Source organism: Lactobacillus sp. B4005 (assembly GCF_026536045.1).
Taxonomy (GTDB): Bacteria; Bacillota; Bacilli; order Lactobacillales; family Lactobacillaceae; genus Lactobacillus; species Lactobacillus panisapium.
In genome coordinates this window covers 846,842-861,055 of sequence record NZ_JAFNOZ010000001.1, presented here as the reverse complement: position 1 = coordinate 861,055, position 14,214 = coordinate 846,842, and the positions used below count along the sequence as shown (strand labels likewise).

Here is a 14,214-nt window from a genome sequence, read left to right as displayed (position 1 = left end):
AGTCTGACTAACTGAATTTTGGGTGGAACCACGTTAAATGCGTCCCAGTGCAATTAAGTGCACTGGGACTTTTTTTGTTTTTAATTTTGGAGGTATATATGGGTTTTTCAATTACTTTGCCAGATGGATCAAAGCATGAATTTGACCAGGCAATTACAATCGGTGAATTGGCACACGGCATTTCAACTTCACTTGGTAAGGCGGCATTAGCCGGGAAAGTTGATGGCAGGCTGCAACCGGTTGACTTTGAACTTAACCAAGATGCCCAAGTGGCAATTATTACTGATAAAGATGAAGAAGGTTTAGGTGTTTTGCGTGCAACAGTAGCATTTGTATTTGAAGCTGTTGCTAAAAAGGCATATCCTGAACTTCATTTTGGGGAACATGCAGCTGATGATGATGGCTTTTTCGTTGATACTGACAAGGAAAACCAAATTAAAATCAGTGAACTGCCGCAACTAGAAAATGCTGTCAAAAAGGCGGTTAAAGCTGGTGAAAAAATTGAATCAGTAATTTTACCAAAAGCAGAATTAGCTGATAGATATCAGGATGATCCGTTTAAATTAGAATTATTAAAAGAAGAAAATGAAGAAGTCCACGCATACAAGCTAGGTGACTTTGTGGATTTTGGTTTTGAAGCACTTTTGCCAAATACAGGTAAAATTAAGCAGTTTAAGTTACTATCTGTTGCCGGCGCATACTGGCAAGGTCAATCTTCTAACCCAATGCTTCAACGAATCTCCGGAACTGCCTTCTTTAAAAAAGCAGATCTTGACGCTGACATTAAGCGCCGTGAAGAGATCAAAGAGCGTGATCACCGAACAATTGGCCGTGATTTAGACTTATTCTTTGTTGATCCTAAGGTTGGTGCTGGTCTTCCTTACTGGATGCCAAAGGGAGCAACAATTCGTCGCGTTGTTGAACGCTATATTATCGATAAAGAAGTCGCTGATGGTTACCAACATGTTTATACGCCAGTCTTAATGAACGTTGATGCGTATAAGACTTCAGGCCACTGGGCACATTACCGTGATGATATGTTTCCACCAATGGACATGGGTGACGGTGAAATGCTTGAACTTCGGCCAATGAACTGCCCATCACATATTCAAATTTACAAGCATCATATTCGTTCATACCGTGAATTACCAATTAGAATTGCTGAATTGGGAATGATGCATCGCTACGAAAAGTCCGGTGCTTTATCTGGTTTGCAACGTGTTCGGGAAATGACTTTAAATGATGGTCATACATTTGTAACTCTTGATCAAGTTCAAGAAGAATTTTCGAAGATCTTGAAATTGATCATGGAAGTATACAAGGACTTTGATATCACTGATTACTACTTTAGACTTTCATATCGTGATCCAAAGAACACCGAGAAGTACTTTGCTAATGATGAAATGTGGGAAAGAAGTCAATCAATGCTGAAAAAGGCAATGGATGATATGGGTCTTGACTACGTTGAAGCAGAAGGTGAAGCTGCCTTTTACGGTCCTAAGCTTGACATTCAAACTAAGACTGCCTTGGGTGCAGACGAAACGATGTCAACTATTCAATTAGACTTTATGTTGCCAGAACGCTTTAACTTATCTTATGTGGGTCAAGATGGTGAAGAACACCGTCCAGTCATGATACACCGCGGAATCGTTGGTACGATGGAACGGTTCATTGCTTATCTGATTGAAATTTATAAGGGTGCTTTCCCAACTTGGCTTGCACCAGTTCAAGTGGAAGTAATTCCAGTCAATCTCGATGCTCATTCAGAGTATGCTAAGAAGGTTCGCGATGAGCTCAACAAGCAAGGTTTCAGGGCTGAAGCTGATCTGCGCAATGAGAAATTGGGCTATAAGATTCGTGAATCGCAAACCCAAAAAGTACCATATACCTTAGTTTTAGGTGACAAGGAAATGGAAGCAAATAATGTCAACGTTCGTCGCTATGGTACCGAAGAAGAAGTAGCTAAGAGCTTTGACGAATTCTTATCCGAAATTAAACAAGATGTTAAGTCATATTCAAGAAATGACTAAAATAGCAAATTTAAATTTTAATTACTTATTTAAGAGGCCAACAATTGTAGAATAGCAACTTGAACATTAATGATAAAATCTGCTGGAACTTTGCAGGTCGGGTAACAAAATGTAGTGTTGACGGGATGCACTTTTGATTTTTCAATCAATTGTTAAGAAAAGCATGATGTGTTTTAGTTGGTTAATGATCGGCATAACACAAAGGAGCACTAAAAATGTCAATGATAGAATTTCACGACGTGCAAAAATATTACGGAAAATTTCACGCTTTACACGATATTAATTTGGAGATAGATAAGGGTGAAACAGTAGTTTTAATCGGTCCTTCTGGCTCGGGTAAAAGTACACTAATTCGTACGGTCAATCGTTTGGAATCAATTCAGGGCGGCAAGTTAATAGTTAATAATCAAGATTTATCAAATCCTAAGACCGATTCGAACCGATTGCGTCAAGATGTAGGAATGGTATTTCAACACTTCAACCTTTATAAAAATAAAAATGTGTTAGAAAATATTATGCTTGCACCGCGTATAGTTAGCCATATGCCGGAAGAAGAAAATAAAAAACAGGCGATGGATTTACTTAAAATGGTTGGCCTAGAAGATAAGGCGCAAAATATGCCTGCTCAAATATCTGGTGGTCAAAAGCAAAGAGTTGCGATTGCACGCTCTTTAGCCATGCGGCCTAAATTACTTTTATTTGATGAACCTACTTCAGCGCTTGATCCAGAAATGATTGACGATGTTTTACAGGTAATTAAAAAGGTAACTTCAGCAAGTGATATGACATCGCTGATTGTGACCCACGAAATGGGTTTCGCCAAGGAAGTTGCTAACCGGGTTATCTTCATGGACCAGGGTCATATCGTAGAAGATGATGAAAGTCAGGCTTTCTTCAAACAACCTAAGACAGAACGAGCTCGGCAATTTCTGAGCAAAATTATTTCGCACTAGGAGGTGCCCAGCATGAAAAAACTACTGTGGCCCCTAGTCATAATTTTCAGTGCGTTCATGCTGACTGGTTGTGGTAAGAAAGTGACTGATCAGTCAGCTTTAAAAAACGTTCATTCTACCAATACAATAACTTGGGCTGTTGAAGGTGATAAAAGATTATTTAGTTTAATTGATATTAGAGATGACCAAGAAAAGGGCTTTGATATTGATATGGCAAAGGCAATAACCAAAGAAATTTTAGGCCCTAAGGGTCAAGCAAAATTTACTTTGGCAACTTCACAATCAAGGATTCCTTTGCTCAAAAACGGCAATGTTGATGCGGTGATTGCGACACTTACAATTACCCCAGAACGGGCTAAAGTGATTAGTTTTTCTAAGTCTTATTTTCAGGCAGGTAAGTCATTACTAGTCCCTAAAGGTTCAAAAATTAGAAAAGCAAGCGATTTGAATGGTAAAACGGTTATCGGAATCGTGGGCGACAATTCTGTTGAGGTAATCAAAAAAGTGGCGCCTAAGGCTAAAGTGGTGGCCATGCAGGACTATGGTCAAGCAGTTTCCGCTTTGAAATCACACCAAGGTGATGCCTTAACAAGTGATAACGGTGTTTTATATGGTTTAGCCGCTCAAAGCCCAGACAGTTTAGAAGTTCGCGGCGGTACTTTTACCAGGGAGCCGTATGGTATTGCAGTTAATAAAAATCAGGAACCATTTCATAAAGCAATTAATCGTGCGATTGACCATATTTACAGTAGTGGTGAATATAACCGATTAATCAAGAAGTGGTTTGGTCAAGTACCAGGTTTTAACTATAAGGAGATGTATTACAAATGATTAATATTTTCAGTCACTTTGGTAATCAGCTTTTTGATGGTTTTGGCTGGACGCTATTGGCCAGTTTATTAACACTGATTTTTAGCTTAATCTTTGGCGTGTTAATAGCATTATTAGAAGTTATTCCGAATAAGTTTGCTAATAAAATAGGTAAGACGTATGTCGAAATTTTTCGAAATATTCCCTTACTAATTATCGTAATGTTCTTTTACTTGATTGTTCCCAAGTACTTTGTGCAGATGGACGGCTTTACTGCTGGAACTATAGGCCTATTCCTTTATACAGCGGCTTTTATTGCTGAGATCATTCGCTCAGGTATCCAATCTGTGTCAAGTGGACAGATGGAGGGAGCTCGTTCAACTGGAATGACGTATAAGCAGGCAATGCAGTATATTGTTTTGCCACAAGCGATAAAAATTGTGATTCCACCTTTAGGCAATCAATTTGTCAATCTGATCAAAGACTCTTCAATACTGGCATTTGTGGCAGGATTTGACTTAATGTACCAGGCAAATGCAATTGCGTCTGTTACTTTTGATACAATCAACAGTTACTTGGTAATTGGTGTCTTATACTTGCTCATCACCATGCCACTGAGCTACTACATGCAATATTTAGAAAAGAAGTTAGCTTAAGGGAGGCGACTAAAAAGATGCAAACATGGATTGAAGCTTTATCTTGGCTAAACTTTGGTTTTCTACTAAAAGGTTTAGCCGTGACATTATTTATTTCGGTAATTGCGATTGTGCTAAGCTTTGTTTTAGGTTCAATTTTAGGTATAATCCGTTACTCTAAAATAAAGTTTATTTCAGCGATTATTGGTTTTGTGGTTGATTTAGTTCGTAACTTACCCTTATTGTTGATTATTTTCTTTACTTACTTTGGTCTTCCCAATATCGGCTTAAGACCGGGTGCAATTCTTTCAGCAGTAATTGCAATGACAATCTTTGAATCAAGCATGCTAGCGGAAATTGTCCGCTCCGGGATTCAATCAGTCGCGGTTGGTCAAATAGAAGGTGCTCGTTCAACCGGGATGTCGTTCGTTCAGGCTCTGTGGCATGTGGTTTTGCCGCAAGCATACCGGCACATGATTCCAACTATCATTGGCCAGTTCGTTTCTTTAATTAAAGATACATCATTAGCCACGATTATCGTGGTTCCAGAGTTAATGCAGCATGCACAAGTAATTTATGGCCAAAATGCTAATTATATTGTGCCAATGTTTGCAGCATTAACACTGCTATATTTCATAATCTGTTTTACGTTGTCGATGGCAGGTAGCTATTTGCACCGCCACATGGCAAACTAAATTAGTTTAGGTAGTCAAATAACATTTAAATATTTTGGTAAAAACAAGTTAGTATGAAAAAGTCGTTTTTCTAAAAATGGTATGAACCCCGAAGTTAGGACAACTTCGAGGTTTTTATTATGGCTAAATTATCCAAACAAGATAAAATTGAAATCTTCAATCTTTGGCGGAATTATAACATTAGACCTAGTGAATTGGGTCGACGTTATGGTATTAATCCTGCTAACATTAAGTATTTGCTTGCTCTTATTCAGCGTCACGGCCTAGCTATTTTAGACCAGCCCTATACTGAATATTCGCTTGAGTTTAAAAAGCAGGCTATTATACGAGTACTAGTCAAGCATGAACCAGCTTATCAGGTGGCACTTGATCTTGGCCTAAAAAGTAACGGTATGTTGGCTAATTGGCTTCGCAGCTATCGTGAAAACGGGTATAATGTCGTTATCAAACAGAAAGGACGATCGCCCCATGCCCAAACAAGATCCAGAAATCAACCGTCTGAAGCAAGAAAACGAGCACTTACGCCAGCAGAACTTGAAGCTGACCGTCGAGAACGAATTTATAAAAAATTGACCGCCTTAGTCGACCAGCGGACCAAGAACCGCAAGCCGCGGAAATAGCCCGGGCAGTTACCCAGCTGAGGCATGAACTCAAGGTCAGCGTAACTTTTATTCTTGCTGTTATTAATGCTAATCCCAATCTCCCGCATCTATCCCGCAGTAATTATTACTACAATTTGCAGAAAAAGGATAAGGATCGTGGCAACCAGCAGGTGATGGCTGAAATCAAAGCCATTTATGAAGAACACCGACACCGCTATGGCTATCGGCGCATTACTCTGGAACTTAGACGGCGTGGTTGGCTAGTCAATCACAAAAAAGTACAACGCTTGATGAACAAGCTGAAACTCTTTGGCATCGTCAGTAAACGCTGGCGTAAGTATAATAGCTATCGCGGCAACCAGGGGCCAATTAAGACCGACTTGATTAAACGTAATTTTAGCGCAGTTTACCCGGAACATAAGTGGTATTCAGACGTGACCGAGTTCAAACTCAACGGTCAGAAGACCTACCTGTCACCCATTGTTGATGGCTGCACGCAAGAGGTGATTGCCTACTCCATTTCCCGCAGTCCTAACCTTAAACAGATTATGGACATGCTAAAACAAGCTTGGCGCAAGCATCCAGCATTAAATGGTCTAATTTTTCATACAGATCAAGGCTGGCAGTACCAGCATCCTAAATTCCAAGCTTGGCTAAAAGACCATGGAATCGAACAATCCATGTCGCGTAAGGGCAATTCCTTAGATGACGGATTAATGGAAGGGTTCTTTGGCATACTCAAACGGGAAATGTTCTATGGCTTTGAAACCCAATTTAAGAATTTAAACGAACTGGAAGAAGCAATCCAAAAATATATCAGTTACTATAACCAGCAAAGAATCAAAGTAAAACTAAAAGGACTAAGTCCGCTTGAATATCGGGCATTAGTCCTTAGTTAAAATTTATTAAACTGTCCTAATTTTGGGGTTCACATCAAAAGCGGCTTTTTTGTTTATTTAATTTTTAGCAGCTTTTGGAAGGTAAATGGTCTAATTTAAACTAGTATGATAAAGTTAAACTTATAAAGATGGTCAAGCATATCTTTACGATTTGCATAAGTTAAATTGTTAAATAAGGCCAGTGGGTTTGCAATAGTAATTAGGGGTTGAAAATGCTTCGAAAAATAAAAATCTTGCTTTATACGATAATAACAATCGTTACAGCTATTTTCTTTGCTGGATTCATGCGTGAATACGATAATAATTCCATTCCAAATAATTCTACTATTATAAACATTTATGCTTCAAAGCCGATTAATAAAAGAATTAAAGACACTAAAAAATGGAATAAGAAGCACAATAAAAAAGCTTTTTTTGCTATCTTGAAGAAATTTACTCGTAATGAAAATGTTTCTTTGGTTAAAATGCGAATTAATAATTTTAACGGCCATCGCACGAAAATAGTTTATGATTTTGACGGTAATAGTAATGACTTTTCACTTTATCAAAATGAATCCATTAAAAAGCTAACTGATAAAGAACTTATGCTAGAAGATATGTATGGTTTATACTCGACTAATGCTAAAGGGAAATCATTAAAGCACTTGGTATCATGGCTAAGGAAAAACCAATTTTTGATACAAGTTGAAGATACCTCATTGACTCCAAAAACCTTGTTGATGATATTTTTAGAAAATGTTACGCAATTTGATTTGATCGTTGGAATGGGAATAATTGGAGTACTATTTATTGTCATGGTACTAGAAAAGCTTTACCGTTTTAAAGCATACGCCGTGATGAAAATTAATGGTCTAAGTAATTGGCAAATGTTTAAGCATGATCTGAAAAATGAATCTGCACTGTTGGAAGCTTCCTTTGGCATAATCATCCTGATGACGATTATATGGAGTCTTAAGACTTTTACAGCAAGTGGGTGGCGGTTCTTTTTGCCATATCTATCAGTTCTTTTATTAATATTATTTGCTAGCTTTTTCCTGCTAAATAGCATTTCTTACGTGGTTTTGGCTTTAATGAATCCGTATTTGGCAATTAAAGGAGAAGAGAGTGCTCAATCATTTCTCCTAATTGGGTATGTATTAAAAATAGCTATTTTAGCCTTAATGATAGTTAACGTGGCAACTTTACTCAATCATCATGAACTCTATGACAGAGATCAAAATATTGTTAAGAAATGGCACAGACAAAAAAACAGTTATTTACTAGGGTTGGGCTGGAATGTTAATGATCATAATGAGAATCAAAAAGTAGCTAAAAAAGCCCATCAGTTGGTTGTACAGGCATCAGACGTGATTGTCGCGCAAAATTCACAACAGTTTCAACCAGGAATACGTACAACTAACCCCCAAGATAGTGGAAATGTGATTATTGCCAATCATAATTTTGTTAAAAATAGTGAAATTAAACCTAAACTGTCCAAGATAGATAAGCATCAAATTATGCTTCTGGTACCAAAGAACCGCTTAGATCAAGCAAGAACGGCAAAAAAACAACTGCGCTCTTTTATTAACACTCAAAACACTCTTCCCAATTACTATTCAAAAGTTCTCCATCCACAGATTCAGGTAATACCAATTGCGAGCGGCCAGAAAATTTTTAATTATACGGTTGTATACGATATTTTATCGTCAATCTCAACAGATCCCTTGATTGCCGTTACAAATGATAAGCAGTTTTCCGATGATTTTTATCTGGCAACTATTAGCCAAGGAACAATTCAGTTTCTTCACCTTAAGGAACTGAAAAAATTAGTTAAGCAGCTAGGATTGAAACCATATGTTGTCAGTATAACTAGTCGACAGACACTATTATGGGATTATAATATTAAAGCTAATAAACAAATACTCATGTTGACCATTACAACTGTTTTGACGCTTCTGCAACTTATTTTTATCATCTTGTTTGTTAGTTCAACATTCTTGCAGAATAATCGTCGTAAAATTGCAGTATACCAAGTATTTGGCAAATCAAATGCCAAACTTGTTGGAACATTTTTAACGGGTAATTTAATACTTGATATATTGATTATTACGGTTACTTTAGCTGGCTTAAATCGCTTAAATCTACTGTCATATGGTCTAGGCTATCTTTTGCTTGAAGCAATTATTATTTGGCTGACATATTACCAAGCGCAACGTGACCTATTAACTTCGCTTAACCATGGAAACTAGGAGTCTAAATGATTAAAGTAGAACATCTTACTAAGAAATTTAACGATAAAATTATTTTTAACGATATAAATTGCAATCTTGAGTCTGGTAAAAGTTATGCCATTGTTGGTAAAAGTGGAGCCGGTAAGACAACGTTGTTAAATCTTTTGAGTGGTTTAGAAAGGCCCACTGCGGGAGAGGTGAAGGTCGCTGATATCAAGGTTAATTCTAAAAGTCGCAAAAAACTGTACCGTGATTATTTCGGCTTTATTTTTCAGAATTTTGGTTTAATTGATACCGAAACGGTTAAACAAAATCTGGACTTAAGTTTTGCTAATCAAAAGCTATCTAAATCTGCAAAAGAGACTAAAATGAAGAATGCTCTTTCTCATGTTGGGTTAAATAAGCTACAGTTGAAGCAAAAAGTTTATACACTTAGTGGCGGAGAACAACAACGAGTAGCCTTGGCTCGAATAATTTTAAAATCACCTAAAGTAATCTTTGCTGATGAGCCAACAGGCTCCCTCGACGCAGAAAACGGCCAAGTAGTTTTAAAAACATTGTTAACCGGATTTGATCCTGCGGCAACAATCATAATTGCTACGCATGATCAAAATGTTTGGCAAAAATGTGATTATGTAATTGAAATAAAGAATTCTGGTATAATAATTAGAGATAAGATTTGATTTAAGTCTAATATCCGATTTGCACTTTTTATATTGACTTAATAAGTAGTAAAGCGTATAATCACTGTAGTTGAGAACAAGAAGAAGCTTTCCCGCTTCTCGCCTAAGTTAAGTTGACCTCTGGGCTAATCGATATTTTCTGTTGATTAAAGGCGGGTAACTTCTTACCCGCCTTTTTCTTGTCCTCAAATTAACATGGAGGTGAAGAATTATACCAAAGAATTTGATATTAAACGACCAAATACGCGCTCGCGAGGTTCGTTTAATTAATGAAGATGGTGAACAAGTTGGTGTTGTAACAAAGGCTGAAGCTTTGCGCCAAGCTAATGTTGCAAGTTTAGATTTAGTTCTAATTTCGCCTAATGCCAAGCCACCAGTTGCCCGCATTATGGATTACGGTAAGTACCGGTTTGAACAACAAAAGAAGGTTAAGGAATCTCGTAAGAAGTCCAAAACCGTCAGTGTAAAGGAAATCCGTTTAAGTCCAACAATTGAAGGCAATGATTTCAACACTAAATTAAAACACGCTCGGAAGTTCCTTACTAAAGAGGAAGCTAAAGTTCGTGTTTCAATCAGGTTCAGGGGTCGAGCAATTACTCATAAGGAATTAGGTCGCGAAGTATTAGAAAAGATGGCTGAAGCCACTTCAGATATTGCTACAGTGATTAGCAAACCGAAGATGGAAGGTCGATCAATGTTTTTAATGCTTGCTCCCAAGAGTGATAAAAAATAATTAAAGTTAATTTGGAGGAATTAGAAAATGCCTAAAATGAAAACCCACCGCGCTTCTGCTAAGCGTTTCAAAAGAACTGCTTCTGGTCAATTAAAGCGTCATCACGCTTTTACTGGTCACCGTTTCCATGGCAAGACTAAGAAACAACGTCGTCATTTGAGAAAGGCTGCATTAGTTTCACGCAGCGACTTGAAGCGCATCAAACAGATGCTCTCTCAAATGCGTTAATCATTAAATAAAAACGATATTTAGGAGGAATTTTAGATGCCAAGAGTTAAGGGTGGAACAGTTACACGTAAACGTCGTAAGAAGGTTATGAAGCTTGCCAAGGGTTACCGTGGCGCAAAGCATATGCAATTTAAAGCTGCAAGTACACAATTATTTGTTTCTTACAGATATGCATTCCGTGACCGTAGAAGACGCAAGAGCGACTTTAGAAAATTATGGATTGCTAGAATCAATGCGGCAGCAAGACAAAATGATCTTTCATATTCTAAGTTAATGCACGGTTTGAAAGTAGCTGGTGTTGACATTAATCGTAAAATGTTAGCTGATATTGCTTATAACGATTCAAAGACCTTTGCACAATTAGCTGAAACTGCTAAAAAGGCTTTAAATTAATTTAAAAATGGCGCATTAGCGCCATTTTTTTATGTCAAAATTTATCACTTCGTACTATTTTTTGATATATTAGATTAGGGAAATGTTAAATGAAGGGGAAGTTGAATGTTATTCAGGCCACGTTATACAATTGACACAATCTATCATTTAGATACTGACGTGCTTAAACAGATGGGAATTAAAGCTGTCTTTTCAGATTTAGATAACACGCTTCTTGCATGGAATGAGTTCGAAACAGCCAAGAAGATGGATGAACTTAATCGCCGCCTGGCTGCTGCTGATATAAAATTGGTGGTCATTTCTAATAATAATGCTGAGCGAATTGGTAAAGTGCTAGATCCTTATCACATTGCTTATGTCGCAAAAGCTAAAAAGCCGTTACCCTTTGCTATAACTAAAAAGCGGGAGAATATGAATCTTTCGCAAAAGCAGGTAATGATGGTTGGCGATCAATTAATTACTGACATTCAAGCTGGAAATTTAGCTGGAGTAAAATCAGTTTTGGTTAAGCCATTAATTCAAACAGATAAATGGAATACCAGAATAAATCGTTTTTTTGAGAAAATTATCTTTTTCTTTTTAGCTATTTCACATCCAGTTACATTCAAGGAGACATTAAAAAATGGATGATAATATTATTTGTATCGGTTGTGGAGCTGATTTACAATCCGATAACCCCGAAGAAGCGGGCTACTTGCCTGCATCGCGTTTAAAAAAGGCAATCGAAAGTGAAGATGAGGGTAACGACATCTATTGTCAGCGTTGTTTTCGTTTACGGCATTATAATGAAATAATGCCAGTGGATGCTGATAACGATGACTTTTTGGCCTTACTCAATTCACTAGCTTCTAAAAAAGCATTGATTGTCAATGTGGTCGACCTTTTTGATTTTACTAATTCACTTTTATCTTCATTAAAGAGATTTGTGGGTGATAATGAATTCATCTTGGTTGGAAATAAATTTGATTTATTTCCCCTAAATTCAAAACAAAGTAAAATTAAGGATTGGATGCGTCAAGAAGCTAATCGAGTTGGACTATTTCCCAAAAAGATTTTCTTAGTTAGTGCTAAAAACAAAAAGAACCTAACTGAGTTAATTTCATATCTAAATAAGGGTTCACGAGATAAAGATGTCTATTTTGTCGGAATGACAAATGTTGGTAAGTCGACTTTATTAAACGCGATTATTGATGAAATGGGAGACGTAAAGAATCTGATTACAACTTCCCGTTTTCCTGGTACTACTTTAGACAAAATTGAAATTCCGTTGGAAAATGGTCATTTTTTGGTTGATACACCGGGAATAATGACGGAAAATCAACTGGCTACGCGGTTAAATGCTAAAGAATTGGCAGTAATATCACCGCAAAAGCCTCTTAAACCGGCTACTTACCAATTAAAACCTGGTAATACGTTGTTTTTAGCGGGTTTGGGCCGAATTGACTTTTTAAAGGGGAACCCTGCTAGCTTTACTGTTTATGCTGCACGTGGTTTATATATTCACCGGACAAAAACAGAAAACGCTACAGAATTTTACCAAAGACATGTAGGAGAATTGCTTAATCCGCCAGAGGATGCCAGCGAATTACCAGAACTTAAGGGGCAGGAATTGCATACTTCTTATAAGAGTGATTTACTTTTTGGTGGAATAGGTTTTGTGACGGTTCCGGCAGATTGTTTAGTTAAAATCTATACTCCTGGTAAAATTGGCTTAGGGATTAGACGTGCGTTAATTTAGAGGAAAATATGATTGCAATTGCAAAAAGTTTTGAGAAAACTCCGACGGTTGAGCTAAAAGAAGAAAAAATTGAGCCTAAAAAAGGTAAACAGATTGGTATCTTAGGCGGTACTTTTAATCCGGTACATACAGCACATTTAATTGTGGGTGAACAAGTTTTGAGTAAACTACATCTTGATGAAATTTGGTTTATTCCAACTAATATTCCCCCATTAAAAGATGCGCCGGTCGTTTCAGCGCAAGATCGGGCAAACATGCTTGAACTAGCTACGCAGGATAATCCGCATTTTCAAGTAAAAATGTTTGAATTATCCCGCGGTGGGATTTCTTATACCGTTGATACGTTGCGTTATTTGCATGAACTACACCCTGAAAATCAATATTTCTTGATTATAGGAAGTGACCAAGTAAATAACTTCCAGCAATGGAAAGAGCCAACCAAAATTGCGCAATTAGCTACCTTAGTTGGCGTAAAGCGTGCTGGCTACCCACAATCAGGTGAATTACCGATGATTTGGGTTGATGTACCCGGATTGGACGTGAGTTCAACTTCAATTAGGCAAACTATTGCAATGGGGGGTTCAATTAGATATCTTGTACCTGATTCAGTTAGAAATTATATTCAAAAAAAGGATTTATATCATGAATGAGTTGTTTTTTAAAAAAACATTTTCGCCGTTAAGTAGCGATGAGATTGTTAACCGGGAAAAAAATAATATGGATCAGCGCCGTTTTGATCATTGCATTGGTGTTAGTCAAACTGCACGAAAACTCGCTAACTTAAATGGCTATGACGAAGATAAAGCAGCTTTAGCTGGCTTTATTCATGACTATGCTAAGCAGGTTTCAGCCGCAGATTTTCAAAATGCCATTAAAACGCAAGGATTTGATCTGGATTTACTCAACTGGGGCCCCGCAATTTGGCATGGCATCGTAGGAACATATTTTATTAAACGTGATTTAAAAATTACGGATGAAGAGATATTGACAGCTGTAAGGCGGCATACAACCGCTGATACGGAAATGACCATGCTCGATAAAATTGTCTTCATGGCGGACTATATCGAACCTGGAAGAATTTTTGCTGATGTGGATGAAGCTCGTCAAGTTACTTATGAAAATTTAGACAATGGTGTGGGGTATCAACTGGCTCACACTCTAGAACATTTGGTTAGTCGTCGAAGTAAAATCTATCCACTTACATTAGATTCCTATAATGTGTGGAGTATCAAAAAATAGTAAGGAGAAAAATTGACTAGTAAAGAAATCTTAACTTTTGCGTTAAAAGCAATCAGCGATCGCCATGGTGAGGATACTGCAGCTTATGATATGCAAGGCTACAGCATTTTAGCTGATTATTATGTTGTTACCAGTGCAGGCTCAAATCGCCAATTACATGCGATTGCCAATGCCATTATTGACGAAGCACATAAATCTGACTTTTATGATTATCGTGTTGAAGGATCTAGCGAGTCTAACTGGCTTTTACTTGATCTTGGCGATGTTGTTGTTAATGTCTTTACCGAAGAGGCACGTGACTTTTACAATGTTGAAAAGTTATGGACTAGTGGTAAAAAATTAGAGTTAGAGGAAGATTAGCAAAGC

At 37.4% G+C, this 14,214-nt stretch carries 15 protein-coding genes, 1 pseudogene and 1 other annotated feature; all 16 genes and pseudogenes read left to right on the top strand.

Annotated elements, in window-relative coordinates:
• Nucleotides 1–98 precede the first annotated feature (98 nt).
• The 16 genes and pseudogenes from thrS (at nucleotide 99) to rsfS (ending at nucleotide 14,208) form a co-directional block, all read left to right on the top strand.
• Nucleotides 99–2,030 (top strand): threonine--tRNA ligase, encoded by a 1,932-nt coding sequence (thrS, locus tag J3U73_RS04210; protein WP_267409672.1) that lies wholly within the window; start codon nucleotides 99–101, stop codon nucleotides 2,028–2,030.
• 215 nt (nucleotides 2,031–2,245) lie between these two features.
• On the top strand, nucleotides 2,246–2,983 hold the full coding sequence (locus J3U73_RS04205; RefSeq protein ID WP_270262716.1) for an amino acid ABC transporter ATP-binding protein: 738 nt from the start codon (nucleotides 2,246–2,248) through the stop codon (nucleotides 2,981–2,983).
• A 12-nt stretch (nucleotides 2,984–2,995) separates the two neighbouring features.
• Complete coding sequence (locus J3U73_RS04200; protein ID WP_267409670.1) at nucleotides 2,996–3,814, top strand: transporter substrate-binding domain-containing protein; 819 nt, start codon at nucleotides 2,996–2,998, stop codon at nucleotides 3,812–3,814.
• Entirely contained in the window at nucleotides 3,811–4,449 is a 639-nt protein-coding gene (locus tag J3U73_RS04195) for an amino acid ABC transporter permease (protein WP_103751876.1), read from the top strand. Before J3U73_RS04200 ends, J3U73_RS04195 begins: the two co-directional genes overlap by 4 nt.
• Before the next feature lie 17 nt (nucleotides 4,450–4,466).
• Nucleotides 4,467–5,123: an amino acid ABC transporter permease gene (locus tag J3U73_RS04190; RefSeq protein WP_103751875.1), complete on the top strand. Its 657-nt coding sequence runs from the start codon at nucleotides 4,467–4,469 to the stop codon at nucleotides 5,121–5,123.
• Nucleotides 5,124–5,242: 119 nt separating this feature from the next.
• A pseudogene (locus J3U73_RS04185) lies at nucleotides 5,243–6,624 on the top strand (IS3 family transposase).
• A 212-nt stretch (nucleotides 6,625–6,836) separates the two neighbouring features.
• On the top strand, nucleotides 6,837–8,852 hold the full coding sequence (locus tag J3U73_RS04180; RefSeq protein WP_267409668.1) for a DUF1430 domain-containing protein: 2,016 nt from the start codon (nucleotides 6,837–6,839) through the stop codon (nucleotides 8,850–8,852).
• Between the two features lie 8 nt (nucleotides 8,853–8,860).
• Nucleotides 8,861–9,517 (top strand): putative bacteriocin export ABC transporter, encoded by a 657-nt coding sequence (locus J3U73_RS04175; protein ID WP_267393349.1) that lies wholly within the window; start codon nucleotides 8,861–8,863, stop codon nucleotides 9,515–9,517.
• 72 nt (nucleotides 9,518–9,589) lie between these two features.
• Nucleotides 9,590–9,703 (top strand) — a sequence feature (ribosomal protein L20 leader region).
• A 37-nt stretch (nucleotides 9,704–9,740) separates the two neighbouring features.
• Complete coding sequence (gene infC, locus J3U73_RS04170; protein ID WP_103751872.1) at nucleotides 9,741–10,250, top strand: translation initiation factor IF-3; 510 nt, start codon at nucleotides 9,741–9,743, stop codon at nucleotides 10,248–10,250.
• Between the two features lie 27 nt (nucleotides 10,251–10,277).
• A complete protein-coding gene (gene rpmI / locus J3U73_RS04165) occupies nucleotides 10,278–10,478 on the top strand; it encodes a 50S ribosomal protein L35 (RefSeq protein WP_103751871.1) in 201 nt (66 codons plus the stop codon).
• A 36-nt stretch (nucleotides 10,479–10,514) separates the two neighbouring features.
• Nucleotides 10,515–10,871, top strand: coding sequence for a 50S ribosomal protein L20 (rplT, locus tag J3U73_RS04160; protein WP_103751870.1), 357 nt, complete (start codon nucleotides 10,515–10,517; stop codon nucleotides 10,869–10,871).
• Nucleotides 10,872–10,976: 105 nt separating this feature from the next.
• Entirely contained in the window at nucleotides 10,977–11,501 is a 525-nt protein-coding gene (locus tag J3U73_RS04155; RefSeq protein WP_103751869.1) for a YqeG family HAD IIIA-type phosphatase, read from the top strand.
• Nucleotides 11,494–12,609, top strand: a complete 1,116-nt coding sequence (yqeH, locus tag J3U73_RS04150) for a ribosome biogenesis GTPase YqeH (protein ID WP_267409667.1) — start codon at nucleotides 11,494–11,496, stop codon at nucleotides 12,607–12,609. The genes J3U73_RS04155 and yqeH overlap by 8 nt, the downstream gene beginning before the upstream one ends.
• An 8-nt stretch (nucleotides 12,610–12,617) precedes the next feature.
• Nucleotides 12,618–13,259: a nicotinate-nucleotide adenylyltransferase gene (locus tag J3U73_RS04145; protein ID WP_267409666.1), complete on the top strand. Its 642-nt coding sequence runs from the start codon at nucleotides 12,618–12,620 to the stop codon at nucleotides 13,257–13,259.
• Nucleotides 13,252–13,848 (top strand): bis(5'-nucleosyl)-tetraphosphatase (symmetrical) YqeK, encoded by a 597-nt coding sequence (yqeK, locus tag J3U73_RS04140; RefSeq protein WP_220268178.1) that lies wholly within the window; start codon nucleotides 13,252–13,254, stop codon nucleotides 13,846–13,848. The genes J3U73_RS04145 and yqeK overlap by 8 nt, the downstream gene beginning before the upstream one ends.
• Nucleotides 13,849–13,860: 12 nt before the next feature.
• Nucleotides 13,861–14,208: a ribosome silencing factor gene (gene rsfS / locus J3U73_RS04135; RefSeq protein WP_220268177.1), complete on the top strand. Its 348-nt coding sequence runs from the start codon at nucleotides 13,861–13,863 to the stop codon at nucleotides 14,206–14,208.
• Nucleotides 14,209–14,214 lie beyond the last annotated feature (6 nt).